This window comes from Cryobacterium inferilacus (assembly GCF_019599185.1).
Classification (GTDB): Bacteria; Actinomycetota; Actinomycetes; order Actinomycetales; family Microbacteriaceae; genus Cryobacterium; species Cryobacterium inferilacus.
This window is the reverse complement of record NZ_JAIEUL010000010.1, coordinates 85,976-112,638: the sequence shown is the minus strand read 5'-3', so window position 1 is coordinate 112,638 and position 26,663 is coordinate 85,976. Positions and strand designations below refer to the sequence as shown.

Genomic DNA, 26,663 nt, shown 5'->3' with positions numbered 1-26,663 from the left:
TTCGGAACGCGGTCAAGGATTTTCGACGTTATTTGTTGCAATGGGCAACGAATCGATGTGGGGCCCGCCGGGGCTCACGGAAAAGCGATATCGAAGGGGGAGAACGGCCGACAACCGGCCGAAGAAGTCACGCGGGAGAGGCTACCGGGTCGTTGATGACGAGCGGGGCGTGTGAATACAGTTCCTGGCCGGTCGGGGGAGATCTCCAGGAGGGGTGTTCAAGCTGGTCGTGGGGGAGACGGTCATTCCGTTTGAAACCGAACGCGACTTCATCGAAGTCGCGGACGGTGCCGGGCACCTTGTGACTCGGTTCGTCTTTTTCGGGCTCTCGCCGGCCGCCAGCGCGAGGGGTGTCGCGCCGAACATGATGATGTCTCCTGACGAGCGGCGGGAGTACATCGACGTCTAACTTAACGAGGTCGCGCTCAGCGCTTCCTCATCGGCCGCAACGTTCTTCTGCACGGCGAACTGGGTGCGGTGCAATTCCTCGTACCGCCCACCCACAGCCAGCAGTTCCTCGTGCGTCCCGCGCTCCACGATCGAGCCGTCCTCAACCACGAGGATCAGGTCCGCGCTGCGGATGGTGGAAAGTCGGTGGGCGATGACCATGGCCGTTCGTCCCTCGAGTGCCTCGCTGAGCGCCGCCTGCACGGCGGCCTCCGACGTCGAGTCCAGCGCCGCGGTTGCCTCGTCGAGGATGACCACGCGCGGCTGGGCGAGCAGGAGCCTGGCGATGGTCATCCGCTGGCGCTCGCCGCCGGAGAGCCGGTAGCCGCGCTCTCCCACCATGGTGTCCAGCTGGTCCGGCAGGGACCGGATGAGCGGCTCGAGACGCGCACGGCGCACGGCGTCCCACACCTCGTCGTCGGACGCCTCCGGCCGCGCGAGGCGCAGATTGGAGAGGATGGTCTCGTGGAACAGGTGGCCGTCTTGGGTCACCATGCCCAGGCTGTGCCGCATGGAGGCGAACGTGACATCGCGCACATCCGCACCGGCGAGGCGCACGGCGCCGCTATCGACGTCATACAGGCGGGAGAGGAGCTGCGCAATGGTGGACTTGCCGGCACCGGAGGTACCGACGAGGGCAACGGTCTGGCCCGGTTCGATCCGGAAGGACACGCCGTGCAGCACCTCCTCGCCGCCGCGGGTGTCGAGCGTGGCCACCTCCTCGAGGGAGGCGAGGGACACCTTGTCGGCGGACGGGTAGGCGAAGCGGACGTTGTCGAACTCGACGGACACGGGGCCCGCAGGGACGGCGGCCGCGTCGGGCTTCTCCTTGATGAGCGGGTCGAGGTCCAGCACCTCGAAGACGCGCTCGAAGCTGACCACCGCGCTCATGATCTCCACCCGTGCGTTGGCGAGGCTGGTCAGCGGGGCGTACAGGCGAGTGAGGAGCAGCGCCAGGGTGACCACGTCACCGGTATTCAGCTGGCCGGCGAGTGCGAGGGCACCGCCGAGCCCGTACACGAGCGCGAGGGCGAGAGCGGAGACGAGCATCAGGGCGGTGAAGAAGACGAACTGCAGCATCGCGGTGCGCACGCCGATGTCGCGGACGCGGGCGGCGCGCACGCGGAACTCCTCGGCCTCCTCGTCGGGCCGGCCGAACAGCTTGACGAGCGTGGCGCCGGGCGCCGAGAAGCGTTCGGTCATCTGCGTGCTCATGGCGGAATTGTGATCGGCAGCCTCGCGGCGCAGGGCGGCGAGGCGGCTGCCCATGCGGCGCGCGGGGATCAGAAAGATGGGGAGCATGATCACGGCGAGAACCGTCACGAGCCAGGACGTGCTGAGCATGACGATCAGGGTGAGGATCAGCGCCACGAGGTTCGTGACCACGCCGGACAGCGTGCCGCTGAAGGCCTGCTGGGCGCCGATGACGTCGTTGTTGAGGCGGCTCACGAGGGCGCCCGTGCGCGTGCGGGTGAAGAATGCGATCGGCATCTTCTGCACGTGGTTGAAGACGGCCGTGCGGAGGTCCAGGATCACGCCTTCGCCGATCCGCGCCGAGTACCAGCGCGTCACGAGGGACACGGCGGCGTCGGCCACGGCCACGAGGGCGATGACGACGGCGAGCCAAACGACCGTGCTGACCGCGCCCTGGGCGACGATGACGTCGACCACCTGGCCGGCGAGTACCGGCGTCGCGACCGCGAGGAAGGCTCCCACGGTGGAGAGGGTGATGAAGATCAGCAGCTTGGACCGGTAGGGCACCGCGAACGTCAGGATCCGCCGCACGGACTCACGGGAGAAGCCGTGCTTGCCGTCCCTGGCGGTAGAAATCTTGTAGAGCGAGCTCCAGGCCGCGCCTTCCATGCTCATGAGGTTCCTTCCGTGGGCAACAGTCCAGTTTAGATGGCGAGTTGCCGAGCTAGGGTTCTCACCAGTGGCGGCGAGCTGGGGGTGTTCGAGGAAACGGCAAGCTGGTTGGATGTGGCTGGTGCTCCGCTCCCACCTGTGATCCGCCACGACCGCCGCCCGGTCTTTCTGGTTAGCCTGGCGGCCCAGGAGCGCTTGAGTCTTGCCCCGAAAGTGGCACAGACGGGCGCGTCTTGCCCTGTCATATTCGGGTAATGCCCGAATCACAGTCTTTGCATCCACGTTTGCTCACCCCCTCCGCCTCGCAGAAGCCCCGACGCGCTTGGTTCAGGAAGAAGCGCTACCTCATCGGAGGTCCACTGGCGTTCCTCGTTCTAATCGGCTTCATCGGATCGTTGGGATCCAACACAGAACCAGCCGGCATGACTGTGATGGCTGCTGTCGAGGAGACCCAGTCTCCGGAAGATCTCGCCGCGGCTGAGGCGGAGGCCGCAGCCACAGCGCAGCAGGACGCAGCTGACGCTGCGGCAAAAGCAGAGCAGGAGGCGGCTGATGCTACGGCAAAGGCGGAGAAGGATGCGGCTGATGCGGCGGTGAAAGCGGCCGAGGAGGCCGCAGCGGCCGATGCTGCAGCAGCCGCGGCGGCAGCCGAGCTGGCCGCTCGCGGAACAGTGTCACAGCAGAACGCCCTCCGGACAGCCGAAGACTACCTTGCTTACAGCGCGTTCTCCTATAGCGGCCTGATCGGGCAGCTCGAGTTCGAAGGATTCACTACCGAGGATGCAACCTGGGGCACCGACAAGGTCGGTGCTGACTGGAACGAACAGGCGGCAAAGACAGCCAGAGACTACCTTGCCTACAGTTCCTTCTCGCATTCCGGCCTGGTAGACCAGCTTGTTTTTGAAGGCTTCACGCCTGAGCAAGCTGCATATGGTGTCGGACAGACCGGGCTCTGATATAGGCAGCTATGTTGATGTTCCGTCGGGAACCCAGGTGAGAAGCTGGGTCGTCGAGCAGGGCTGCATGCAGGTCAGTTGGATCGGCTCTTCGATACCCCTAGGTCCTCCCGCTGGCGTATGCCGGTATATTTGTGCATCTCGCGGCCCGGCAGGGTGCCGATGACGCGAGCCAGTGAATCAGTCGGGGATGTCCGTCTAGAAGCTCCGCCCGCGAGGATGCGGAGACCCCGCCCGTCGGCTACTTGCAAGAGACCGCACCTCGGGGTGAAAAACTGGTTGGCGGATCTGCTTAGGGCTATCCCGCCACCCCACGATCGATCGACATGACCGCCAGGCCGAGGGTGTTCGGCCCGCCAATCGACGTCGGCGTCGGCGGTCAGATGATGCCGCGGCAGGTATGGTCAGTCGTAAGAACCTGGAAGGGCTTGCTCATTTCGACCAGGTAGCGACCCTGCGACTACCCGAGGGCCAGCCGGGAGAGGTGAACACTCTTCTTCTGCTGGCCTCAGAAAGGCAACATCCATGCGCGATCACGTCTATATCTGCGGGCCGGTGTCGTGGAACCATCTCGTCTACCTGGATCACCTGCCGGAGCCGCGGTCCCATACGCGATTCGCTCTGGACGACTACGAAACCGTAGGAGGTACCTCCGCGGGAAAGGCGCTGCACCTGGTGGGGCTCGGCCGTGCTGTTGCCTGCCACACGGTGCTGGGAAACGATGCCGTGTCCGACCGGTTGCGCTCAGTGCTCGAGACGGCGGGCGTGGTGGTGGGCGGGCCCACGCTCGCGGGTGCCAGCGAGCGGCACCTGAACCTGATGACGGAAGCGGGGGAGCGGGTCTCGATCTACCTGTCGGTGCCGGACTTCGTTGCACCAGACGTCGCTGAATTCGAAACGTTCAGTTCAGGCGCCGTGGCCTTGGTGATGGACCTGTCGGAGAGGGCACGCGCGCTTCTGCCCGCAGCCGTCGGTAACGGCCTCCCGGTATGGACGGATATTCACGACTACGACGGCGTATCCGACTTTCACGAGCCGTTCATCCGTGCCGCCGACTACATCTTCATGAACGCCGACGGCATGAGCGAGCCCTTGACGTTCATGCGGGCCCAAGTGGCAGCGGGTGCCACGGCCGTGATCTGCACTCTCGGCGCGGACGGGGCCATGGCCGTCGACGCCGACGGGCTGCACCGGGTGAACGCGGTGTCCACACCGGTCACCGACACCAACGGAGCCGGTGACGCTTTTTTCGCCGGCTATCTGAATGCCACCGTGATGGGCGCCGACACGGATGCGGCTCTCTCGTCCGCAGCCAAGCAGGCCACCGTCGCCCTCGGCACCAAGCACCTGCATCCCGCCCTGGACGCCCTGATTCGCTAGCCACGCCATCATGATGGGCAGCTTCCCTAGTGGGGAGGGTGGCCGAGTGGGATGATCTGGGCATCCTGTGATGAGGGGGCCAACATGGCCGGCCTGAGTGCTCTTCGACCCGGCCGCCGCTCCTGGGCATCCGCGCCCCGGCTCCTGGCGGTTCTACTTCTCCTCGCTCTCGGAGCGTTGTTCGCTGCACCTGCCCGAGCAGTCGACTACGGACATGACATTTCGTGGCCACAGTGTCCTGGCGGTCTTCCGATGCCGCCGGAGGATACGGAGTTCGTGATCGTGGGGCTGACGAACGGACTCGCGTTCACCGAAAACCCCTGCTTGGACACGCAGTTCCAGTGGGTACTCGACCGCGGGGTTCGAGCCCAGGCCTATGCCATGGCCACGTTCCCCACCACCGCGCAATACGACACCTACGGCGACGACGGCCCCTGGCCTGCAAGCACCAGGCCGGACCGGCTGCGCAACGTCGGCTACGCCGAGGGTCGCGCGGCTCTCTCCTCTCTTAACGCGGTGGGATGGCACCCGGAGAGGATCTGGGTCGACGTGGAGCCCCGCCCGCGACAGCCCTGGCCGAGCTCGACCACGGCCCAACGGCAGGAGAACCGGTACGTCATCTCCGGGCTGCTGGCCGCCCTGGCAGACGCCGGGTTCCCGCACGGGATCTACTCCTATGCGAGCGGCTGGGATGCCATCACCGGATCGTGGTAGCTTCCCGACGTGCCCCTCTGGTCACCGGCCGGGCGTCTCGACTACCCGAGTGAGGCATCCGACCTCTGTGTGAATCGCTGCTTCTCCGGTGGCACCGTGCACATCGCTCAATGGACTGACGGCACCTTCGACTACAACATGACGTGCATCGGGGTCTACCAGGCCCACGTCGCAACGATCGGCTGGCAGCCGAGCGTATCTGACGGCGCCACCGCGGGAACGACCGGCCGGTCGTTGCCGATGGAGGCGTTACGCCTATCGGTGGCAGGAGACCGCCTGTCGGGCGACATCCTCTGGCGGGGGCAGGTGCAGTCGATCGGTTGGCAGCCGTGGACCACGTCGACGTCCCCGATCGGAACAACCGGGAGTGGTCTGCGCCTGGAGGCGTTCGAGCTGCGGTTGACGGGAGACCTGGCCTCGCAATACAGCATCCGGTACCGAGCGCACGTGCAGAACGTGGGCTGGCAGCCGTACAAAACCGACGGAGCCACGGCTGGCACCGTCGGGCAGGGTCGGTGGGTGGAAGCCGTCACGATCGAGTTGGTTCCCAAGGTCGCAGCGGTGTCCACGGCCGTGTACGCCGCCCATGTTCAGAACTTGGGCTGGATGGCGAACGTCTCGGATGGGACCGTCGCCGGCACCACGGGTCGCGCCCTTCGGGTGGAGTCATTGCGCCTCACCGTCGCCAGCACCGCTTATGCCGGTGACTTCGAGTGGCGGGGGCTGGTGCAGTCGATCGGTTGGCAGCCGTGGACATCCTCCGTCGAGCCCATCGGCATAGCCGGACGGGGGCTGCGTCTGGAAGCGTTTGAAATCAGGCTGACCGGTGAGATGGCGAATCATTACAGGGTCTACTACCGCGCGCAAGTGCAGGATCTGGGCTGGCAGTCTTGGGCCGTCGACGGCGGAACGGCGGGCACTTCGGGTATGGCCAAACGGATTGAGGCCGTGCAGATCCTCCTCGCGCCGAGAACCGGCGGCTAGGGCTCGCGGCGTACTGAGGATTCCTTGCGCTTCGCATGATGTATGCGCATACACTCGTCAGAACGTGCTGAGAACGCCTCAGATCGGCCCGGATATTCGGTGGTCGGTCAGCCGGCGTCCGACGCGGTCAAAGACGACACGAAGGAACACTCTGTGAAACGAACACCGAAGTTTGCACTGATGTGCACCGCGCTGGTCGCGGGAACACTCATCATCGCGCCGAGCGCCGCCACCGCCGCCCCCGGCACATCGAAGGGGCCCGCGAAGGGTGATCCCACCGGAGATGGTGCGGTCCTTGAGGGCTATGCCGTCGACACCTGGGCCTCCCTCGAGGCCATGACCGACACGAAGACCGGGCTGCCCGCCGACAAGCTTCAGGGCGACCTGTCCGAGCCGAGCGACAACACCAGCCCGACCAACATCGGCGGCTACCTGTGGTCGGTCGTCTCGGCGCGGGACCTCGGCATCATCAGCAAGCAGGATGCCTTCAAGCGGATGAAATCCACTCTCAAGACCCTTGACCGGATCGAGCGGCACGAGCCCAGCGGCATGTTCTACAACTGGTACTCGCCGCGCGACGGGCACAAGCTCACAACCTGGCCGGGTAGTAACGACCCGGTCGACCCGTTCCTGAGCTCGGTCGACAACGGTTGGCTCGCCGCATCCTTCCGCATCGTCGCCGAGGCCGAACCCCGCCTCGCCAAGTCGGCCGATGCTCTCTATGCCAGCATGGATTTCGGCTACTTCTACAACGCCGAGGGCGGGGCGAACGCCGTCAACGGTGCCGGGCTCAATCGGGGCGGGTTCTGGGTGACACCCCCTCCCGGCTGCAGCGTTCCCGGTAACTACGGCGACGACGGCTCTGAGCTCTACTACACCTGCCACCACTACGACACGAGCGTGAGCGAAGCGCGCGTCGTGAACTACCTCGGCATCGCCAACGGACAAATTCCCGCTGAGGCCTACTACGGAACCCTGCGCACCATGCCCGATCAGGGTTGCGACTTCGACTGGCAGGAACAGAAGCCCACCGGCGAAACGCGGGAGTACCTCGGCGTGCCCGTCTACGAGGGCGTCTACGAGTACCGCGACATGAAGCTCGTACCAGCCTGGGGCGGCAGCATGTTCGAGGCGCTGATGCCCGACCTGCTCGTGCCCGAAGCTGACTGGGGGCCGCAATCCTGGGCCGTGAACCACCCGGCGAGCGTGCGCGCGCAGATCGAGCACGGTCTCGACGAGGCCGGCTACGGCTACTGGGGTTTCTCCCCGGCGAGCGATCCATTCGGTGAGTACGCGGAGTACGGGGTCGAGGGAGTGGGCATGAGCACCGACGGCTACGCCTCCGACCGGGAGCGCACCAACGTTGATGCGGGCTACGAGGGCTGCCGCGAGGCCAGCGACCCGAACCCCGAGTTCGGCGATGGCGTCGTCACGCCCCACGCATCGTTCCTCGCCCTTCCGTACGACAAGCCGGCCGTGCTGAGCAACCTCGCGGGGATCAAGAACGACCTGGGCGCCTATGGCCCCGGCGGTTTCTACGACGCCGTCGCGACGGAGAGTGGCACCATGGCCGACCGGTATCTCTCCCTCGACCAGTCGATGATCATGGCCGCGATCGCCAACGACCTGCTTGACGACCGGGTCAAGGACTACTTCGTCGACGACGCCCTCGAGGCGGCCGTGCGTCCGCTCGTCGAAGCGCAGATCTTCGGGTCCAGGCTGGAGTAACCGGGCCGCCCCGCCCTACCTTGCCTGGGCGGGGCGGGACGGTGTCCCGACGAAATCAGGTCCGAATTCCGATCAGGCTTCGGAGTGGACCGACGCCGCGCAAGCGATCAGACGGCCATGGCGGCCATGGCGGTGATCATGCAGCCGGAGCACACCAGCGGGAACACTGCATCCGGTGAGCGCCGCAGTATCGGCGGCAGGCTCAGCACGACAGTGCAGAATGCCCACACCACCAGGACCAGCCAGATCATCATGCCGTCGGCCAGGACCAGGTGTGAGCTGCCAGAGTGCGCCCAGGCGAGCGGGGCTGCTGAGGTGGCCTGCGCCCAGGTGGGCTGCGCCGCCGCCGAGTGCCCCGGCATCAGCAGGACCGCCGCTGACATGAAGGCGATGTCGACCACGGTCACCGCCACGGCCGTCTTCTGCGCGTGCCCCAGCGGCCGTTGGCGTCTGATCCGCACCGCGAGAACGCCGGCCAGCACCAGGAGCAGAACGGCAACCGTCAGCGAGGCCGCGGCGAGGTGGGAGAAGTCGGGGATGACCAAGGCGCTCGTAGTGAGGAACCCCAGTGGCTCCCGAGGGCCGCGAGCATCCCTCCGACGACGAGCGTCACCGCAATAATCGTCGTGAGTACGCTGTGCGCTGCCATGCACGACATCCTTCGCTCACGGAGATGTTGACATCGCGGATGCCTCGAGGCAAGCTGGCGATACTTGAGAGACCCTCAAGTAATGGCGTTGCTCACTGAAGAGCCGCCGAGGAGGCCACTGTGCAGATTCCCGCTCCCTTCGACTACGCCAGAGCGACCTCCGTCGCTGATGCTCTCGCTCTCCTCGAACGTCACGGCCCCGAGTCGCGGATCGTTGCCGGCGGGCACAGCCTGCTGCCGATGATGAAGCTCAGGCTGGCCCGGCCAGAGTGGCTGATCGACATCAACGACCTATTCGAACTCGATTTCATCCTGCGCGACGGCAATCAGTTGCGGGTAGGCGCGATGACCCGCCACACGACGCTTCTGGAGTCCGCGGAGATTGCCGGGCTGTTCCCCATCTTCGCCGATGCCGAGCGCGTCATCGCGGATCCCGTGGTGCGCAACCGGGGAACGATCGGAGGGTCGCTCTGTCAGGGTGACCCGGCCGAGGACCTCACCACCGTCTGCGACGTTCTGCGCGGGGAGGCAGTGATCCGTGGGCCCGGCGGCGAAAGAACCCTCGCAATGAGCGAGTTCCACAAGGGGCCGTATGAAACCGCGGTCGGGCAGAACGAGCTGCTGTGTGAAATCCGTTTCCCGATCCGGCCGCGCTCAGGAAGCGCCTACGAGAAGGTCGAGCGTCGGGTCGGCGACTGGGCGATCGTAGCGGCCGGAGCGGCCGTCTCGCTCGCGGACGACGGCACCATCGACGACGTCGCCATCGGTCTCACGGCGGTCGGAGTGTCGGGAACCATTGCCGAGTCCGAAGCAGTGCTGCGAGGCGAAAAACCTCGCGAAGATCTGTTCGTCGAGGCCGGCCGCCTCGCTGCCCTCGCCAGCAATCCGATCGCCGACCAGCGGGGGCCGATCGAGTACAAGCGTCACTTGTCTGACGAACTGACCCGCCGGGTGTTGCGCAGCGCGTGCGCCCGCGCGGCCGTATCCCCGTCACCGACAACCCAGGAAGGCTAAGCCGATGCAGATCAGCATGACCGTGAACGGCTCGGACGTCACGAGCGAGATCGAGCCTCGGGTGTTGCTCGTTCACTACATTCGCGACGTGCTCCGCTTGACCGGCACCCATTGGGGCTGTGACACCAGCAACTGTGGCACCTGCGTTGTGCTGATGGACGGGCAACCCGTCAAGTCGTGCACCGTGCTCGCGGCCATGGCCGACGGGCGCGCGATCACCACCGTCGAGGGACTGGCAACCGGAGGCACCCTCGATCCGGTGCAGCAGGGGTTCATGCAGGAGCACGGCCTGCAATGCGGGTTTTGCACGCCAGGCATGATGCTCACCTCCCGCGCCCTCCTCGACGTCAACCCGCATCCGACTGACACCGAGATCCGTGAGGCCATCTCCGGTCAGATGTGTCGGTGCACCGGCTACGCCACCATCGTCCGCTCGGTGCAGTGGGCCGCCGACCACCCACAGGGAATCCACGAAGCGGACGAGACGGTCGAGATGGCCACGACGGACGAAATGGACCAGATACACGCACGTATCGCTGACGCTACCGGAGAAGAGGTAGGCGCATGACCATCACAGTTGACCATCCCGCCAACCCGGCGGCCGGTGATGCCGACCGCCCGATGGGGTACGGCCGCATCCAGCGCAAGGAAGACCCACGGTTCGTCCGCGGAAAGGGCCACTATGTCGATGACATCGTGCTGCCGGGAATGCTGCACGGCGCCATTCTTCGATCGCCGGTCGCCCACGCCCGACTGGTCTCCATCGACACCGCCGCCGCCCTGGCCCATCCCGGTGTCGTCGCCGTGATCACAGGGCAAGACCTGCTCGGGCTCAATCTCGCCTGGGCGCCGACGCTCTCCGCCGATGTGCAGGCTGTGCTCGTGACGGACAAGGTGCGTTTTCAGGGCCAGGAGGTGGCTTTCGTGGTGGCAGAGGACCGCTACGCCGCCCGCGACGCGCTGGAACTCATCGAGGTCGAGTACGACGTGTTGCCCGCTGTCGTCGACGCGAGGCGGGCCCTGGATCCGGATGCTCCCGTCGTGCGAGACGAAATCGAGGGCCGCACCGACAATCACATCTTCGACTGGGAAGCGGGAGACGCGGTCGAGACCGACGCGATCTTCGCCTCGGCAGATGTCATCGTGTCTCAGGAGCTCGTCTATCCGCGTTCGCACCCGGCGCCGATGGAGACCTGCGGCGCGGTCGCGGACTTCGAACCCATCGACGGCACGCTGACCCTCTACGAGACGTCGCAGGCCCCGCACGCCCATCGCACGCTGTTCGCCATCGTCGCCGGCATCCCCGAGCACAAGATCCGCATCGTTTCACCGGATATCGGGGGAGGCTTCGGCAACAAGGTCGGCATCTATCCGGGGTACGTTCTGGCCGTCGTCGGCTCCATCGTCACGGGTAAGCCGGTGAAGTGGGTCGAGGACCGGTCAGAGAACCTGATGTCCACGTCGTTCGCCCGCGACTACATCATGCAGGGCGAGATCGCGGCCACGAAAGAGGGCAAGATCCTCGCGGTGAGAACGAACGTGCTCGCCGACCACGGCGCTTTCAACGCCACTGCCCAGCCCACGAAGTATCCAGCCGGCTTCTTCCACATCTTCACCGGCAGCTACGACCTGCAAGCCGCACACTGCACGGTGACGGGCGTGTACACCAACAAGGCGCCGGGAGGCGTCGCCTACGCCTGCTCGTTCCGGGTCACGGAAGCGGTCTACCTCGTCGAACGGCTGGTCGACACGCTCGCCCACCAGCTCGAGATGGACCCCGCAGAGCTGCGGCTGAAGAACTTCATCAAGCCGGAACAGTTCCCGTACCTGAACAAGACCGGGTGGGAGTACGACTCCGGCGACTATGAGCGGGCGATGCGTCTGTCGATGGAGATTGCCGGATACGACGAGCTGCGGCGGGAGCAGAAGGAGAAGCGCGAGCGCGGTGAACTGATGGGCATCGGCATCTCGTTCTTCACCGAAACCGTCGGAGCCGGCCCGCGTAAACACATGGATATCGTCGGCCTCGGCATGGCGGACGGCGCCGAACTTCGCATCCACCCCACCGGCAAGGCCGTGGTGCGCATCTCCGTTCAGAGCCAGGGGCAGGGGCACGAGACGACGTTCGCCCAGATCGTCGCCGAGGAGATCGGCATCCCCCCTGAGGACATCGACGTCGTTCACGGTGACACCGACCAGACTCCGTTCGGGTTGGGCACCTACGGGAGCCGGTCGACCCCGGTGAGCGGCGGCGCCGTCGCCCTCGTCGCCCGCAAGGTGCGGGAGAAGGCGAAGTTCATCGCCGCGGCCATGCTCGAGACGCGCCCGGAAGACCTGGAGTGGGAGAAGGGCCGCTGGTTCGTCAAGGGTGACCCGAGCGTCGGGAAGACCATCGCCGAGATCGCGATGGGAGCACACGGAACGGTGACGCTGCCCGAGGGGATCGACGGCAATCTGGACGCCGAGGTGACCTACGACCCGCCGAACCTGACCTTCCCGTTCGGCGCCTACATTTGCGTGGTCGATGTCGACCCGGGTACCGGCCACGTAACAGTGCGGCGGTTCATCGCGGTCGACGACTGCGGCACCCGGATCAACCCGATGATCATCGAGGGCCAGGTGCACGGTGGCCTGACCGACGGCGTGGGCATGGCATTGATGCAGATCATCGAGTTCGACGAGGCGGGGAACAATCTCGGCGGCTCGTTCATGGACTACCTCATCCCCACGGCCATGGAGGTGCCGAACTGGGAAACCGGTTTCACCGTGACCCCCTCGCCGCACCATCCGATCGGGGCCAAGGGAATCGGCGAGTCGGCCACGGTCGGCTCACCGCCGGCCATCGTGAACGCGATCGTGGATGCCCTGTCGCCCCTGGGCGTCACCCACATAGACATGCCCTGCACACCGGCCAGAGTCTGGGAGGCCATGCAAGGCCGAGCGCGGCCGCCGGTCTGACATGGCTGCACCGAGAGAAGCGCTCACCGAGAGGGCCCAGGAACTCGTCGAACGCCGTGAGCCCTTCGTGCGAGCCACCGTGGTGAGGGCGCAGCATCCGACGAGCGCGCACGCCGGCGACGCCGCCCTGGTTGATGCGAACGGGGAGATCGACGGGTTTGTCGGCGGCAATTGCGTCGAAGCCTCGGTGCGGGCGTATGCACTGCAGGCGCTCTCCACCGAGGAGCCGGTTCTGCTCCGCGTCGTGCCGGGCGAGCCCTCCCACGTGCACGAGGAGGGTGCGGTGGAGGTCTCGAACCCCTGCCTCAGCGGTGGCTCGATCGAGATATTCCTGGAACCCCGGCTACCGGCGCCCCGGGTACTCGTCGTCGGGGAGACCCCCATCGCGCAGGCGCTGGCGACATTGGGGCTTGGCCTGGGGCTCGACCTTGAACTCACCACGGGCACTGCCGCGCAACCTCGGGCGGACGACGCCGCCTTCATCGTCGCCTCGCACGGCAAGGACGAGGAGCCGGCTCTCGTGGCGGCGCTGACGGCCGGGGTTCCCTACGTCGCGCTCGTGGCGAGCGAGGTCAGAGGGGCCGCGGTTCTGGCTTCTCTCGACGTCGACGAGGAGCAGCGCGCGCGGGTGTTCAGCCCGGCCGGATTGGAGTTGGGCGCCCGCACCCCGAGCGAGATCGCACTGTCGATCCTGGCTCAGCTGGTCTCTGAACGGGCCAGGAACCGACCGGCGAAGCCTGTGCCGACGGTTCGCACCGCGATCGATCCGGTCTGCGGGATGACCGTCGCGGTACTGGAATCGACCATCCACGTCGAACGGGACGGAGTCACGACGTACTTCTGTTCAGAAGGATGCCGCACGAGCTTCCTCGCCCATCCGGAGCACTATGCCGCCGCGTCCTGAACTGAGGGTCGCCGGACTCGTCCTGGCCGCCGGGGCATCCCGCCGATTCGGCAGCCCGAAACAGCTTCTTCCCTATGGCGGCGGAGTCCTCCTCGACGCCGCCCTGGAGACCGCCAGGACCAGCGGTTTCGACCAGATCGTGCTCACGCTCGGCGGTGCCTCCGCCGAGGTACGGCAGACCGTCGACACCCACGACCTGGATGTGGTCGAGAATCTCGACTATGACGACGGATGCTCGTCATCGATCGCCACGGCCATCCCGGCGCTGCACCCGCAGACCGATGTGCTCGTGCTCCTGCTCGGCGACCAGCCCGGGGTGCGCCCGGAGAGCGTGCGACGCCTGCTGCACGGGCGAGGGACGTCTCGCATCGCGGTGTGCCGCTACGAGAACGGAATCGGGCATCCGTTCGCGTTCGACCGCTCCGTGCTGCCGACGTTGGCCGCGCTGCACGGTGACAAGGCGGTGTGGAAACTCCTCGAGCACCGAGCAGCCGAGCTCGTCGAGGTGCCTGTCGACGGGGCGATCCCGCTGGACGTCAATACCCCGGCGGACTACGAGCGGGTGCTCGCGCTGCGGGGCGGATCGATGCTGCGGGCCGGATCCGCGTGGGCCGAGTCGCCGCGGAGTGCGCGATGAGCGGCCCGGCGCGCGTGGGCGCTGAGGACGACGTAAGCCGGCTCGTGCCCGACATCGCCTCTCTCCAGGAGACTCTGGCGGCCGGCGACTATCTGGCCGACGTCGGGCTGGCGACGGCGTTGTTCCTGGCCGTACGGTTGCCGCAGCCGATCCTGCTCGAGGGTGAACCCGGGGTGGGCAAGACCGAGGCGGCGAAGGCGCTGGCCCTGGCACTCGACACGCCACTGTTCCGGCTGCAGTGCTACGAAGGAATCGACGCGGGCGAGGCGCTCTACGAATGGAACTACCCCCGCCAGATGCTGGGCATCCGGTTGGCCGAGGTGCGGGATACTCACCTGGAAGAGACCGACCTGTTCGGGCCCGAGTATCTGCTGCGCCGGCCGTTGCTCCAGGCGATCGAGCATCACGGTCCGCGCCCGGCCGTGCTGCTGCTGGACGAGATCGATCGGGCCGACGCCGAATTCGAGGCCTTCACATTCGAGCTGTTGGCCGAGGCCGCCGTGACGATTCCCGAGCTGGGGACCGTTCGGGCGGCGCATCCGCCGATCGTGATCCTCACCAGCAATCGCACCCGGGACCTGCACGACGCTCTGACGCGTCGTTGTCTGTACCACTGGATCGATTACCCCGGGCCTGCGCGCATCGCCGAGATCGTGCGCCGGCGGGTGCCGAGCAGTGCCGAACCGATCGCGCTCGAGGCCGCGTCGGCCATCACGAAGCTGCGCTCGCTGGACCTGGTCAACCCTCCGGGGATCGCCGAGGCCATTGACTGGGTGTCGGCGCTCACGGTGCTCGGCGTCGACCGACTCGACGCGCGCACCGTCGACCGCACCTGGGGGTCTGTTGTGAAGAACCGCGACGACCTCGACGTGGCAGTGGCGCGCGGGGCCGACTGGCTGGTGGGGGCCGCGCATGGGTGAGCCAGCGGGCACAGGGGCAATGGGCACAGTGCCAGGAGCGCCACGATTCGATATTCGGCAGGGCGTGGAGGCGGCCGCGCTCGCCGTTGGGTTCGCCACGGCGCTGCGCCGGGCGGGCCTGGCCACGTCCCCAGACCGTGCGGCGCGGCTCGCGGAGGCGCTTCGGTTCGTTCCGCCCGACTCTCGGGAGCGGCTGTATTGGGTGTGCCGGGTAGTGTGTGTTTCTGGCAGAGAGCAGTTGCCGCTGTTCGAGGCGGTCTTCTCCGCCGTCTTTGACGGGCTGATCGACCCGGCCGAGTATCGAGGTGACCGCAACGCACCGCCCATGGCCGGATCCGAATCCCACTCCGCACCGCCCAATGCGGAGCTGCGGACCCGCCCGGCGGCGCCAGACACGCGCCCGTTCGGCGAAGTCGAGAATTCTCCGAAACCGTACCCTCCCGAACCGCTGCATGGCCGGGGCGACTCCGACGATCGCCCCGCACCCGAGCGGGACGCAATCCTGATGATGGCCTCGACCGACGAGCAGCTGCACGACATGTCGTTCGCGGAACTCGGCCCGGACGAGATCGCCCAGATGCGGTTCCTCGTTCGGCAGATCGTGTTGTGCACCCCGCTACGTCGCAGCCGTCGTACGAGTCGGTCGCCGAACAACCGCGACCGGTTGGACATCCGGCGCACTGCTCGTGCTGCGCAGCGCACCGGCGGCGACGCCGCGCGGCTGGTCTATGCGCGTCGACGCCCGCGCCCGAGACGGCTGGTGCTGCTGTGCGATGTGTCCGGGTCGATGGAGCCCTTCACCCGGGTGTTTCTGTCTCTTCTGCAGGGGGCGGTGAGTGGGGCCGAGGCTGAGGCGTTCGTGTTTTCCACCCGACTGACCCGGCTCACCCGCCAGTTGGCGGTGCGCGACCCGGACCAGGCGCTCGCGCGGGCCGCAGCCAGTGCCTCCGACTGGGCGGGCGGAACCCGGCTCGCGGAGAGCATCCGTGGTTTCGTGGATGATTTCGGGCGCCGTGGCCTCGCCAGGGGCGCGGTCGTCGTGGTGTTCTCTGATGGCTGGGCGCAGGACGATCCGGCGCTGGTGGATGCCCAGATGGCGCGCCTGAGGCGGTTGGCCTACCGGATCGTCTGGGTCAATCCGCGCAAGGTGGCCCGGGGGTATCAGCCGCTGGTGGGCGGAATGGCCGCAGCGCTGCCCTACTGCGACGCCTTCGTCAGCGGGCACAGTTACGCGGCCATGGCCGAAGTGGCGGCGGCGATCCAGGCTGACCACACCAGCGCCCGGTTCAACCAGAGGACACGATGATGCTCAACCAGAGGAGAACACAATGCAACTAGAAAGCACGTTTTCCGTCGTCGCACCGATCAACGATGTGTGGGAAACCCTGATGGACTTCGAGCGGGTCGCAGGCTGCGTTCCGGGGGCGCAGGTGCTGAACAAGCTGTCCGAGGATGCCTACCAGGTCGGTTTGAAAGTGATGCTCGGACCGGTGAGCATGCAATACCGGGGGCAGTTGATCGTGCGTGAACGCGACGCCACGGCGCACCGGGCGGTGTTCGAGGGGAAGGCGCAGGAGGCCAGAGGGCAGGGAACGGCGCAGGGGACGGCGACCCTGGTGCTGGTCGAGTCGGCCGGCACGACGACCGGCACCGTCAGCGCCGACGTGGACCTCTCGGGCAAGGTCGCGGCCATGGGGAAGAGCGTCATCGGTGGTGTCACCGACCAGATGATGGGCCTCTTCGCCGAGAACCTGCAGAACCTGGTGGGGGAGTCGCGGGAGGACCGCGCCGAAGGGACGTCAGAGGGCACGCCGGCGGCGCCTTCCACGGTGCGGTCACCGTCGGCGCAGCCGTCACGCGCTGCCGCCGTGAAAACAGAATCTGCCGAAACGGGTCTGAACGCGGTCGCGCTGGTGACGGGGATGATCATGGACTGGCTCACCCCCGCCAAACTGCTGGGCTTCTTCGCCGGGGTGGCGTACGTGGCTTACCGGGTCGGCCGGCGTGCGGAGAGCCGCACGGTTTCGCGATGAGGCACTGGGGGTGGGATCGAGATGCGTGACGTGCTCGGAGCGCTGACCCGAAGCTGGCAGAAGGGCGACACCGCGGGGTTGGCCACGGTGGTGCGCACCTTTGAATCGGCGCCGCGGTCCGCCGGCGCGTCGATGCTGGTGACCGTCGACGGGAGCGTGGTCGGGTCGGTGTCCGGGGGTTGTGTCGAGGGGGCGGTCTACGACCTCGCCACAGAGGTGATCGCCTCCGGGGTGCCGGTGCTCGTGCGCTACGGAATCAGCGACGACGACGCGTTCTCGGTGGGGCTGACCTGCGGTGGCATCCTGGACGTCTTCGTCGAACCGGTCTCCCCGCACACGTTCGGAGAGCTCGACGCCGTGCGGCAGGACATCGAAGACTCGCAGCCGGTTGCGGTCGCGACGGTGATCGAGCATCCGGATGCCGGCTGGCTCGGCCGCCATCTCGTGGTGAGGCCGCACGGCTTCGCAGGCAATCTGGGATCCGAGCAGGCCAATCGCGCTATCAGCGATGACGCCCAGGGGTTGCTCGCGGTTGGCCGCAACACGACCCTGACCTATGGCCCCGACGGCGAGCGTCAGGGTGAGGGAATGCGGGTCTTCTTTTCCAGCTTCGCGCCGCGGCCGCGAATGCTCGTCTTCGGGGCCATCGACTTCGCCGCCGCGCTGAGCAGACTGGGGAGCTTTCTCGGATACCGGGTCACCGTCTGCGACGCTCGGGAGGTCTTTGCGACGAAGGCGCGGTTTCCGCACGCTGACGAGGTGATCGTCGCCTGGCCGCACCACTATCTCACCGAACAGTTCGCCGCCGGCCTGCTGGATGCCCGCACGGTTATCTGCGTGCTCACCCATGACCCGAAATTCGATGTGCCGTTGCTACAGGTGGCACTGCGCGGCCCGCAGATCGCCTACATCGGCGCGATGGGCTCCCGGCGCACGCACCACGACCGGCTGAGGCGGCTGCGCGAGGTGGGGATCAGCGACTCCGAACTCGCTCAGCTGCACAGTCCGATCGGCCTGGATCTCGGCTCGAGAACCCCGGAGGAGACGGCGGTTTCGATTGCGGCGGAGATCCTGGCCCTGCAGTGGGGTGGCAGCCGGGCACCGCTCGGTGAGCTCGCCGACCGAATCCATCACGACGAGCAACACGAGCTGCACACCGCAGGGCCGTGACGGATACACCCCCCCCCGATTCGTTTGCCTTCAGGGGGTGGGCTGGTTGTCTAGCCAGCGTTCAGAAGGCCGGTCATAACCTTGATCTCCGCGGTCTGGCTCGTGATGATGTTCTCGGCCAGCGTGATCGTGTCGGGATACTGACCGTTTTCGACCTCGTCGGCGGCCATGTCAATGGCGCCCTCATGGTGCTCGATCATTTGCTCCAGGAAGATGCGCCCGGCATCAGCGTCGGAGGCTGACTCCAGCTCGGACATGTCGCCGTCCGACATCATGCCATTCCCGTGATCCATGTCATCCAGCATGTCGTTCGGCGCCCCGACGCCCCAGGCGTCCAGCCAGCCTTCCATCTGAACTATCTCGGGTTGCTGAGCGTCTTTGATCTTCTGCGCGAGTTCGGTGATCCGGGGATTGATGCCGCTCCTGCCGATGATCATGTCCGCCATCTCCACCGCTTGCTGGTGATGGGGGATCATCATCATGGAGAACATCACATCGGCGTTGTTGTGTGCGTCGGACGCGGACGTTGCCTCTGGGCTGGCGGATGAGTTTTGTCCCACGCCGTTGCCGGGCATGTCTGCGGGCGTAGTGGTGCAGCCGGCGAGCAGGGCCGTTGCGATGGCAGCTGTCGTGGCGAGCGCGATGGTGCGAGTAGTCATTGTTCTTCTCATTCGATCAGGTCAGTGGTGCGGTCCGAGTGGTGTGCGAGGCGGGTTGGCGATGCACTTCAGACGCGGCTGATCGACAAGAGGATGAGGGTATCGTCCTCGCCGCCGACGGCGACCGCATGAGATGGGTGGGCGGCTTGAGTCCTGCCGTATGCAGGGGAGTGCATAGCGTGGTCCACGGTGATGGTGTGCATCGCGAGTAGCCCACCGATTATCGCGATGGCGAGGACGAACGTGGCCACACACGCACGCCAAGCAGGCCACCGCGGGCCTTCCGGCAGAGTCTCCTGGGGTGTCAAGACCGTCACCTCCCTACTGAGCACACTACGTGAGAAAACCGGATACCCCCTGGGCGTATTGGCCCTGACCGAAACTGGGAGTCTGCGGCGCCGGGTCTTTGGTCACTACGGCCACCTAGCGGATGCGCCCACGCTAGGAGCATGCTTCCATCAAAAACTGCGGCGAGCTTCGCTGCGCTGATTCTTCTCCTGTCCCTTACCGCCTGCGCCGCCGACGGCGGGGCGGACAACGCCTCGGCCGGCACCGGCGCATCCGCCGGTCTCGGCGCTGACGCGAACGCGATATTGGCGAAATACGACCTTGGGGCCCCGGCCTCCGCGACGGATCTGATCGACCAGCTGCAGGCACAGCCACTCTCTGAGCGCCCGGACGGCCTGATGGCCTCCGTGCGCGTCGACGAACTCTTGCTGGCCGGCGCGGGCGAGGAGGTCAGCCTGGCGCTACCTGAGGACGAGTTTCACCTGTCCATTGCGCCGTACCTGACCGACACCCACGAGTGCTTCTACCACTCGCTCACCACCTGCGTCGGCGAGCTCGGTAACGAGGATTTCCATGTGACTATCAGCGATGACGCGAGCGAGAAGGTGCTCTTCGACGGCGACATCACCACCTTCGAGAACGGGTTCTTCGACGTGGCACTGCCAACTGGACTGGACATCACCGTTCTCGTCGACGATGGTGAGCGCTCCGTCGAGTTGCCGCTGGGTACTCGCGCTGAGGACCCGACCTGTGTGACGACGGCTCAACTCAGCTAGGCCGGAATCGGTTTCTGAACCGTCCCGGTGATTCTTGGTTTATTGGGCCCGTTCGCCATACTTGCGAGATGGATTCTGTGAACGAGTGGTTGTTGACCTGGGGTGACAACCTCTGGACCTGGATTGTGTTGCCTGTTGTGGTGGGTCTGGGGATCTACTTCACCGTGCGCTCTGGGGTGGTGCAGTTCCGTTTGATTCCGGACATGTTCCGCACGCTGACCGACAAGACGCCGCAGACCGACTCGGGTGAACCGCAGTCGATCTCGGCGTTCCAGGCGTTCACGATCTCGGCTGCATCGCGCGTGGGAGTGGGCAACATCGCCGGTGTCGGCACGGCCATCGCGGTCGGCGGACCCGGGGCGGTGTTCTGGATGTGGATGATGGCGTTCGTCGGCGGAGCATCCAGCTTCATCGAGTCCTCCCTGGCGCAGCTCTTCAAGGTGCGGGACGCCGACGGCTTTCGCGGCGGGCCCGCCTATTACATGGAACGCGGACTCAAGGCTCGCTGGCTGGGCGTGTGGTTCGCGGTCATCCTGATCGTCTGCTTCCCGTTCGCGTTCAGCTCGTTGCAGGCCAACACCATCTCGGCGACACTGACGTCGAGCATCGGCGGCGATGTGCCCTGGCTGCCGTGGGCGATCGGCGTGGGTGTCGCGGTCCTGACCGGCCTCGTCGTCTTCGGCGGGGTGCGGCGGATCGCCCACGTCACCCAGGTGCTCGTGCCCATCATGGCGCTGGCGTACCTGCTGCTTGGCCTGGTTGTCGTGGCGCTGCACCTCGACCGGGTCGGCCCGGTCTTCGCCGAGATCTTCACCTCTGCCTGGGGCTTCAACGAGGTTGTCGGTGCCGCGTTCGGGTACATCATCCTCACCGGCGTCAAGCGCGGCATGTTCTCCAACGAGGCCGGCCTGGGGTCTGCCCCGAACGCGGCGGCCAGTGCCGCGGTCACCCACCCGGTGAAGCAGGGACTCGTGCAGACCCTCGGCGTCTACTTCGACACCTTCCTGGTCTGCTCCATCACGGCCTTCATCATCCTCGTGTCGGTGCCAGACCTGGCCGGTGCCGAACGAGGGATCGGCCTGACCCAGGGCGCGCTAGTGAGCACTCTCGGGGCGTGGTCGAACATCGCGCTGAGCGTGATCATCTTCCTGCTGGCCTTCTCGTCGATCCTCGGCAATTACTACTACGGCCAGTCGAACATCCAGTTCATCACCAAGCGGCGCGGGGTGCTCACCGCGTACCGGGTTCTCGTCGTCGGCGCGGTGCTCGTGGGATCTGTCGCCGGCGCCGACCTGATCTGGAACTTCGCGGACGGCGTGATGGGGCTGATGGCCCTGACCAACCTCATCGCCATCGGCCTGCTCTCCGGCATCGCCTTCCGGCTGCTCAAGGACTACACCCGCCAGCGACGCGAGGGCCGCGATCCGGTCTTCACCCGTGCACTGATGCCCGACGTCACCGGCATCGAGTGCTGGGCGGACGAGGCCAGCGTCACCGGTCCGATCTACGTGCACCCGACCGGCGGTCACACCGCCAAGGGCCGCGACGGCCTTCGCGCACCGCGCTAAGGCACGCGCTGGGCGGTGAACTGCATGCGGCGATCAGACGGTCTGCAGGACGTACCCGACCAGGCCGAACGCGATTGCGCCAACGACTATCCAGACCCCGCGCATGCGGGTGCGGAGGCGTCGACCCTCACGAGCCACGCCGCGCTGCATCGCGGCGCGCGGTGGGGCCTCGCCGGCCGCGAGGGGCTGGGGCTGAGCAGGCTCGGGCTTCTTCTCGTCTCGCCACCGCTCCCACCGCGCGATCTTCATGTTGAGGGCCGCCACCGTGTCGAGCAGCCACACCCACATGCTCGGTGAGAGGGTGACGACCGCCGCCCTCGTGTAGAGAAACAGGGTGTTGTCGACGATTTCGATATCGAACAGCGCGCCGTGGTCGACGAATCGGGCCATGACATCGGGGGAGAAGAGGTACAGCGCGTCACGTTCGTATCCTGCCGGGCAGTTCAACTCGAAGTACCGATCAAAGTCACCCTCCAGCGAAAGCCGCTGCGCTGCGGTGAACGAAACCGGCAGGCTGGACCCGAGGACCGAGTTGTTCCCGACGGCATCGAGCACGATGTGCGGCAGGGCGCTGTCCAGTGTGATTGCGACATAACCCCAGTGCTGGGTCACCGCGTGCTTCCCTGACTTGACGAGGTACTGGTGGTGCCCGAATTCCACGAGGGGCGCGGTCGTGCGCAGCACATCCGTGGCGAGGCGGTCTGCACCGAGGGAGAAGATCATCCCGGGAAGCTCCGGGTCGGCTACCTGATCCTGGTAGGTCATGCTGTTCGCCGCGGCGAAACCCTGCAGCCGGTATCGACGCTCTCGGCCGGCACGGAGCGCGCTGCGCAGTCGCCACCACAACCCGATGCCGCCCGCAACCAGCAGCGCGACTACCGTGATGGCGATGGGGACCCCGGCCGGCGCGCGAGTGATGTCCTGGAGCGCCACACCGAGCAGGACGACGACGACCAGAGTGATGCCGGAGATCAGGACCCAGGCGAACGTGTCTCCGGCGGTTGACGGATGACCCTTCTTGAGCCGGTTGGCGTGCTCACGCACCAGGTGCGGGCGCACCGGCGCGGTCAACGCATCCGCATTGAGGGCGGTCGCGGATCGATCGAGGGGAGTGCTCACCAACCCACGCTAGCGGGCTCAGCGCACGCGCTGGGCGGTGAACTGCATGCGCGGGTGAGCATAGAAGTTCTGGGCCTGCACGAGCTGCAGCTCTCTCTCACCGGACTGATACGTCAGCTCGATGAGGTCGAACACGCTGGACGCGGTGCGTTCCAGCGCCATCGCGGCGTCACCGGTGGCGCGGTAGTGCGCCGAGAACAGCGCCGCGGTGACATCGCCCGACCCGTTCGCCTTGAACGGCAGGTGGGGAGTCTGCACGATCCACGCGCCGGCCGCATCCACGGCGAGCATTTCGATGGTGCCGGCCTCACGGTCGGGCCGCTCCACGCTGGTCACGAGCACGGTGCTCGGCCCCATGGCGCGGGCGAGATCGACGGAGGCGAGGGTTGAGTCCAACGTGGCCGGCTCGGTTTCGGTGAGGAAGCCCAACTCGAACTGGTTCGGGGTGATGATGTCGGCCACCGGGACCACACGATCCCGCAGCAGGTGGGGGATCTCCGGCGCCACGAAGCAGCCGGACTTGGCGTTGCCCATCACCGGGTCACACGCGTAGATGGCCGAGGGGTTCGCCGCCTTCACCCGCTGCACCGCATCCACGATGACATCGCCGATGCCGGTGCCGCCCTGGTAACCGGAGAGCACCACGTCGATCTGGGGGAGCATCCCACGCTCCTCGATGCCGAGAATCACATCGTGCACATCCTCGGGAGCGATGAGGGATCCGCGCCACGCACCGTACCCGGTGTGGTTGGAGAAGTTCACCGTGTTCACCGGCAGCACCTCGATCCCGATGCGCTGGAGGGGGAACACGGCCGCCGAGTTGCCAACATGGCCGTGAGCGACGGCCGACTGAATCGAGAGAATCTTCACGGGATCAATCTTCCTCTCTTCGAACAGCCGGGGCCTGTCACGGAGCGACTCGCTCCAATTGGGTTTGGATCTCGGTGCCCGTAAAGCCCAGGGCCCGATAGAGGCGGATGGCCGAATCGTCGGGGTCGGCGACGATGACGAGGGTCGTCGCCGCCAGGTGGTCGATGGCATACCGGCCGGCGGCGTGGACGAGCGCCCCGGCGAACCCGCGCCGGCGGAATTCCGGGTGGGTGTCGACCGATTGGTAGCGGGCGGTTCCGGTTCCGTCGCTGAAGATTCCGAGCCCGGACACCATGTGTCCGTCGAGGAACGCGCCGAACCAGGACCCGTGCTGCGCTCGCTGGAGTGCGCGCATCGCGTCGACTCTTTGCCTGGTGAACTCGGCGTATCCGGGGATGTCAGCGGCGTTGGATCGTCTGAGCGCAACGGCCTGAGCCCAGTCACTGTCGTCAGCCACGTCGAGCCGGCGGAAAGTGACACCTGGCGTGGGACGGGACGGTCGAATCGGCGCGTGCTCCGACCGAGTCAGGACGATGGACCTGTCGACCTCGAGCTGAGCCTCGGCGAGGTCCGTCGGTTCGCCGGCCGCGCCATCCGTGCCGTCGACGCCGATCGAGAGATGCGGTGCGCCCGGAAACGAGCGGCCGAACTGTTCGGCCCAGCTTGCGGCGGTACCTGTGGCTGGTGGGCGGTCGAGCAGCACGAAGTTTCCCCAATGGAAGTCGGGGTTAGTCGGGGTCGTGACGACCAGAAAATCCGCCTGCCTTGTGATCGTGCTGCCTTGCAGCGCCAGGAGCATCAGGTCGGTGCGGAAACCCAGGGATTTGGTGCGGAGCATGTGGTGCTTTCTTACTGTTATGGAGCGCGGAGGACCTGGCGCGGTAGCTCGAATGCCGCGGACTCGTGAACGCAGCCCCGATCGCGGCGTGTTTGGTCGCGCTGCTCCGCCGAGATCAGCGGTCACTGACGAGCCAATGGCGCAGGGAAAAGCCATTTCCTGGTTTGCGGCGCCCAGGCCGAAGTGGGGGTACTGCACACTCCTCGTGCACGGATCGGCGCTCAGCCCTGTCCCGCCCGTGACGCCTGGAACACCAGATCGCGGCATGAATGCCCGGGGCCGATGTCGATCCTTAGGTCAGCCGACTTTGGGCCGGCCGCCCAAACGGCCTCTACCGACGGCTAGTGGTGTGGTCTTCGGCTGTCCCGTATAGTCACTTGGTCACGGCTCGGGTGGGCATGCTCGTCTTCGCGATCGCCTTGTAGCCAGTCTTCGAGCCGGTGACCTTCACGGTGACCTTCTTCCCGGCGTCAGCCGCGACAAGCTTGTACGCCGACTTCGTTGCCCCGCTGATGGACTTCCCATCCCGCAGCCATTGATAGGTGAGATTTACGGTGGATGGCGCCCACGTGCCCGGCTTCGCCGACAGCGTCGAACCCACCTTTCCGGTGCCGGAGATCGTGGGGGAGGGCGTCTTTGTCAGCGCGAGCAGCGGCACCGACATGGCAGCGCTCGTCTTCGTCACCGATGTGTAGCCGGCTTTTGATCCGGTGAGCAAAACCGTGAGCTTCTTGCCGGCGTCGGTCGTCACGAGCTTGTACGTGGACCCCGTGGCTCCGCTGATGGCCTTCCCATCTCGGAGCCATTGGTACCTGAACGTCATCGGCGTGGGCTTCCAAGTGCCGGTTTTCGCCGTCACGGTAGAGCCGACCGCCACTGTGCCGGAGAAGGTCGGCTGGGCCGCCGTCAGTGTGCCCATCGCTACAGATTTCGGCACACTGCTCAGGGTTACTGTGGTGTACCCGGCGAGCGTTCCTGTTACCTTCACCGCGAGCTTCTTTCCCACATCCGCGGCGGTGAGTGTGAATGTCGACGCGGTGGCCTTGCTGATCGCCGTGCCGTCACGCAACCATTGATAGGTCAGCTTGGTACCGGCCGTCCACGTTCCGGGCTTCGCGGTGACCGTCTGCCCAACCACGACGCTGCCCGACATCGTAGGCGTGCCCCTGGTCAGCGTCGCGACGGCAACGGCCTTGGTCGGTGTCGACGTCGTGGATGCGCCGGTGTATCCGGCGAGCGTCCCCGTTACCTTCACTGCGAGTTTCTTTCCGGCATCCGCGGCTGTGAGCGTGTATGTCGACGCGTTGGCCTTGCTGATCGCCGTGCCGTCACGCAACCATTGATAGGTCAATTTGGTACCCGCCATCCACGTTCCGGGCTTCGCGGTGAGCGTCTGAGCGACCACGGCCTGGCCCGAGACTGTTGGCTTCGGTGGCGAGCCCAGAGATCCCGCCGCGACCGTGTACGCGACAGATGACGCCGCGGCTTCCTTCGAACCGTCCTGCTTCGCGGTGACGCGCACGGAGAGCTTGGTGCTCACATCCGCAGCCACCGGTGTGTAGGTCCCGACCGTTGCGCCGCTGATCGCGGTGCCATTGCGGAACCATTGGTAGGTGAAGGAGGGGGCACCGACAGACCACGATCCGGGAGCAGCGGACAGCTTCACACCAACCGTCGGAGTGGCGGAGCCGATCTTGGGCAAAACCGTATTGCGAATAGGTGGTTTGCCGTTGGCGACGGACACGGTCCCACCCGCGTAGTTGGCCTGCCAGGAACCCGCCATGGTCGTGGTAACCGCGGCGAACTTGCCGGTCACGGGGCTAAGGAACTGCACGTTGTCGCCGTCCACGGGGGCGTAGCCCTCGGCACCCACCAGCTCGAGGGTCCCGGCGAGTGCAAGCGGGTTCTCGGAAGAGAGGCTGAGCGTTCCGGCGAGCACTGGGCCGGCGTCCGAACGCCCCACGGTAATGCGGAGGGTCGATCCGGTGCCGAGTTCGAGGGTGTGAACTTGTGTGGGGGAGTCGGCGTCGGTATCCGGCTTGATGGTGAACGTGCCGTTGTTGGTGAGGGTGTCGCCGAAGACTGCGGAGGTTGTCTCGATGGTTCCGCGGTTGGTCACCGGGACGCCGATGTGCGGGGTGTTGCCCTCGGCTGCGGTCATGATGAGGCGTCCGCTGCTCTCGTT

The 26,663-nt window shown here is 66.3% G+C and carries 23 protein-coding genes and 1 pseudogene; 17 read left to right on the top strand and 7 right to left on the bottom strand.

Going from position 1 to position 26,663, the window contains the following annotated elements:
* Positions 1–214 precede the first annotated feature (214 nt).
* Positions 215–409 carry a hypothetical protein gene (locus K2F54_RS10775; RefSeq protein ID WP_220605869.1) on the top strand — a complete coding sequence of 65 codons (195 nt, stop codon included), beginning with the start codon at positions 215–217 and terminating at the stop codon, positions 407–409.
* Here the strand turns inward: K2F54_RS10775 and K2F54_RS10770 are convergent.
* On the bottom strand, positions 406–2,316 hold the full coding sequence (locus tag K2F54_RS10770) for an ABC transporter ATP-binding protein (RefSeq protein ID WP_220605868.1): 1,911 nt from the start codon (positions 2,314–2,316) through the stop codon (positions 406–408). The two genes, K2F54_RS10775 and K2F54_RS10770, sit on opposite strands and share 4 nt — an antisense overlap.
* A gap of 251 nt (positions 2,317–2,567) precedes the next feature.
* Here K2F54_RS10770 and K2F54_RS10765 point away from each other — a divergent pair, with 251 nt between their 5' ends.
* The 5 genes from K2F54_RS10765 to K2F54_RS10750 all read left to right on the top strand — a co-directional run bounded on the left by K2F54_RS10765 (position 2,568) and on the right by K2F54_RS10750 (position 8,075).
* A complete protein-coding gene (locus K2F54_RS10765) occupies positions 2,568–3,269 on the top strand; it encodes an Ltp family lipoprotein (protein WP_220605867.1) in 702 nt (233 codons plus the stop codon).
* A 525-nt stretch (positions 3,270–3,794) separates the two neighbouring features.
* Positions 3,795–4,649 (top strand): carbohydrate kinase family protein, encoded by an 855-nt coding sequence (locus K2F54_RS10760; protein ID WP_220605866.1) that lies wholly within the window; start codon positions 3,795–3,797, stop codon positions 4,647–4,649.
* 252 nt (positions 4,650–4,901) lie between these two features.
* The gene (locus tag K2F54_RS19180; RefSeq protein WP_255576987.1) at positions 4,902–5,363 is read left to right on the top strand and encodes a glycoside hydrolase family 25 domain-containing protein; all 462 of its coding nucleotides are present in this window, start codon (positions 4,902–4,904) and stop codon (positions 5,361–5,363) included.
* Between the two features lie 9 nt (positions 5,364–5,372).
* On the top strand, positions 5,373–6,347 hold the full coding sequence (locus K2F54_RS19175; RefSeq protein WP_308287615.1) for an Ig domain-containing protein: 975 nt from the start codon (positions 5,373–5,375) through the stop codon (positions 6,345–6,347).
* A gap of 153 nt (positions 6,348–6,500) precedes the next feature.
* On the top strand, positions 6,501–8,075 hold the full coding sequence (locus K2F54_RS10750; protein ID WP_308287614.1) for a glucoamylase family protein: 1,575 nt from the start codon (positions 6,501–6,503) through the stop codon (positions 8,073–8,075).
* Between the two features lie 107 nt (positions 8,076–8,182).
* Here K2F54_RS10750 and K2F54_RS10745 read toward each other — a convergent pair whose 3' ends face one another.
* Positions 8,183–8,620: a hypothetical protein gene (locus K2F54_RS10745; RefSeq protein ID WP_220605865.1), complete on the bottom strand. Its 438-nt coding sequence runs from the start codon at positions 8,618–8,620 to the stop codon at positions 8,183–8,185.
* Positions 8,621–8,844: 224 nt separating this feature from the next.
* Between K2F54_RS10745 and K2F54_RS19565 the strand changes: the two genes are divergently transcribed.
* The 9 genes from K2F54_RS19565 (at position 8,845) to K2F54_RS10700 (ending at position 18,360) form a co-directional block, all read left to right on the top strand.
* Positions 8,845–9,738: an FAD binding domain-containing protein gene (locus K2F54_RS19565; protein ID WP_220605864.1), complete on the top strand. Its 894-nt coding sequence runs from the start codon at positions 8,845–8,847 to the stop codon at positions 9,736–9,738.
* A gap of 4 nt (positions 9,739–9,742) precedes the next feature.
* Entirely contained in the window at positions 9,743–10,306 is a 564-nt protein-coding gene (locus tag K2F54_RS10735) for a (2Fe-2S)-binding protein (protein ID WP_220605863.1), read from the top strand.
* Positions 10,303–12,696 (top strand): aerobic carbon-monoxide dehydrogenase large subunit, encoded by a 2,394-nt coding sequence (locus tag K2F54_RS10730; protein ID WP_220605862.1) that lies wholly within the window; start codon positions 10,303–10,305, stop codon positions 12,694–12,696. The genes K2F54_RS10735 and K2F54_RS10730 overlap by 4 nt, the downstream gene beginning before the upstream one ends.
* 1 nt (position 12,697) lies before the next feature.
* On the top strand, positions 12,698–13,600 hold the full coding sequence (locus K2F54_RS10725) for an XdhC family protein (RefSeq protein ID WP_220605861.1): 903 nt from the start codon (positions 12,698–12,700) through the stop codon (positions 13,598–13,600).
* Positions 13,584–14,237, top strand: coding sequence for a nucleotidyltransferase family protein (locus K2F54_RS10720; protein WP_220605860.1), 654 nt, complete (start codon positions 13,584–13,586; stop codon positions 14,235–14,237). The genes K2F54_RS10725 and K2F54_RS10720 overlap by 17 nt, the downstream gene beginning before the upstream one ends.
* Complete coding sequence (locus K2F54_RS10715; RefSeq protein WP_220605859.1) at positions 14,234–15,157, top strand: AAA family ATPase; 924 nt, start codon at positions 14,234–14,236, stop codon at positions 15,155–15,157. The genes K2F54_RS10720 and K2F54_RS10715 overlap by 4 nt, the downstream gene beginning before the upstream one ends.
* 64 nt (positions 15,158–15,221) lie before the next feature.
* Positions 15,222–16,463, top strand: coding sequence for a vWA domain-containing protein (locus K2F54_RS10710; protein ID WP_308287613.1), 1,242 nt, complete (start codon positions 15,222–15,224; stop codon positions 16,461–16,463).
* Between the two features lie 22 nt (positions 16,464–16,485).
* Positions 16,486–17,190 (top strand): SRPBCC family protein, encoded by a 705-nt coding sequence (locus K2F54_RS10705; protein WP_220605857.1) that lies wholly within the window; start codon positions 16,486–16,488, stop codon positions 17,188–17,190.
* A 21-nt stretch (positions 17,191–17,211) separates the two neighbouring features.
* Entirely contained in the window at positions 17,212–18,360 is a 1,149-nt protein-coding gene (locus K2F54_RS10700) for an XdhC family protein (protein ID WP_220605856.1), read from the top strand.
* Between the two features lie 50 nt (positions 18,361–18,410).
* Here K2F54_RS10700 and K2F54_RS10695 read toward each other — a convergent pair whose 3' ends face one another.
* A complete protein-coding gene (locus K2F54_RS10695) occupies positions 18,411–19,019 on the bottom strand; it encodes a DUF305 domain-containing protein (RefSeq protein ID WP_220605855.1) in 609 nt (202 codons plus the stop codon).
* A 449-nt stretch (positions 19,020–19,468) separates the two neighbouring features.
* Between K2F54_RS10695 and K2F54_RS10690 the strand changes: the two genes are divergently transcribed.
* Together K2F54_RS10690 and K2F54_RS10685 are read left to right on the top strand one after the other, a co-directional pair.
* Positions 19,469–20,083 carry a CueP family metal-binding protein gene (locus tag K2F54_RS10690; protein ID WP_220605854.1) on the top strand — a complete coding sequence of 205 codons (615 nt, stop codon included), beginning with the start codon at positions 19,469–19,471 and terminating at the stop codon, positions 20,081–20,083.
* A 68-nt stretch (positions 20,084–20,151) separates the two neighbouring features.
* A complete protein-coding gene (locus K2F54_RS10685; protein WP_220605853.1) occupies positions 20,152–21,651 on the top strand; it encodes an alanine/glycine:cation symporter family protein in 1,500 nt (499 codons plus the stop codon).
* Between the two features lie 33 nt (positions 21,652–21,684).
* Here K2F54_RS10685 and K2F54_RS10680 read toward each other — a convergent pair whose 3' ends face one another.
* The 4 genes and pseudogenes from K2F54_RS10680 to K2F54_RS10665 all read right to left on the bottom strand — a co-directional run.
* Positions 21,685–22,770 (bottom strand): hypothetical protein, encoded by a 1,086-nt coding sequence (locus tag K2F54_RS10680; RefSeq protein WP_220605852.1) that lies wholly within the window; start codon positions 22,768–22,770, stop codon positions 21,685–21,687.
* An 18-nt stretch (positions 22,771–22,788) separates the two neighbouring features.
* Positions 22,789–23,640: a pyridoxal kinase PdxY gene (pdxY, locus tag K2F54_RS10675; RefSeq protein ID WP_220605851.1), complete on the bottom strand. Its 852-nt coding sequence runs from the start codon at positions 23,638–23,640 to the stop codon at positions 22,789–22,791.
* A gap of 37 nt (positions 23,641–23,677) precedes the next feature.
* Positions 23,678–24,478 (bottom strand): GNAT family N-acetyltransferase, encoded by an 801-nt coding sequence (locus K2F54_RS10670; protein WP_220605850.1) that lies wholly within the window; start codon positions 24,476–24,478, stop codon positions 23,678–23,680.
* A gap of 373 nt (positions 24,479–24,851) precedes the next feature.
* Positions 24,852–26,663 (bottom strand): annotated as a pseudogene (locus K2F54_RS10665) (hypothetical protein); the annotation flags it as partial.

What these genes read in the sequence shown, in the direction of transcription:
- K2F54_RS10715 (WP_220605859.1), top strand. Translation starts at nt 14,234, where the DNA reads ATGAGCGGCCCGGCGCGCGTGGGCGCTGAGGACGACGTAAGCCGGCTC.
- K2F54_RS10705 (WP_220605857.1), top strand. Translation starts at nt 16,486, where the DNA reads ATGCAACTAGAAAGCACGTTTTCCGTCGTCGCACCGATCAACGATGTG.
- K2F54_RS10720 (WP_220605860.1), top strand. Translation starts at nt 13,584, where the DNA reads ATGCCGCCGCGTCCTGAACTGAGGGTCGCCGGACTCGTCCTGGCCGCC.
- K2F54_RS10670 (WP_220605850.1), bottom strand. Translation starts at nt 24,478, where the DNA reads ATGCTCCGCACCAAATCCCTGGGTTTCCGCACCGACCTGATGCTCCTG.
- K2F54_RS10695 (WP_220605855.1), bottom strand. Translation starts at nt 19,019, where the DNA reads ATGACTACTCGCACCATCGCGCTCGCCACGACAGCTGCCATCGCAACG.
- K2F54_RS10760 (WP_220605866.1), top strand. Translation starts at nt 3,795, where the DNA reads ATGCGCGATCACGTCTATATCTGCGGGCCGGTGTCGTGGAACCATCTC.
- K2F54_RS10725 (WP_220605861.1), top strand. Translation starts at nt 12,698, where the DNA reads ATGGCTGCACCGAGAGAAGCGCTCACCGAGAGGGCCCAGGAACTCGTC.
- K2F54_RS10685 (WP_220605853.1), top strand. Translation starts at nt 20,152, where the DNA reads ATGGATTCTGTGAACGAGTGGTTGTTGACCTGGGGTGACAACCTCTGG.
- K2F54_RS10730 (WP_220605862.1), top strand. Translation starts at nt 10,303, where the DNA reads ATGACCATCACAGTTGACCATCCCGCCAACCCGGCGGCCGGTGATGCC.
- K2F54_RS10765 (WP_220605867.1), top strand. Translation starts at nt 2,568, where the DNA reads ATGCCCGAATCACAGTCTTTGCATCCACGTTTGCTCACCCCCTCCGCC.
- K2F54_RS19180 (WP_255576987.1), top strand. Translation starts at nt 4,902, where the DNA reads ATGCCGCCGGAGGATACGGAGTTCGTGATCGTGGGGCTGACGAACGGA.
- K2F54_RS10735 (WP_220605863.1), top strand. Translation starts at nt 9,743, where the DNA reads ATGCAGATCAGCATGACCGTGAACGGCTCGGACGTCACGAGCGAGATC.
- K2F54_RS10700 (WP_220605856.1), top strand. Translation starts at nt 17,212, where the DNA reads ATGCGTGACGTGCTCGGAGCGCTGACCCGAAGCTGGCAGAAGGGCGAC.
- K2F54_RS10770 (WP_220605868.1), bottom strand. Translation starts at nt 2,316, where the DNA reads ATGAGCATGGAAGGCGCGGCCTGGAGCTCGCTCTACAAGATTTCTACC.
- K2F54_RS10690 (WP_220605854.1), top strand. Translation starts at nt 19,469, where the DNA reads ATGCTTCCATCAAAAACTGCGGCGAGCTTCGCTGCGCTGATTCTTCTC.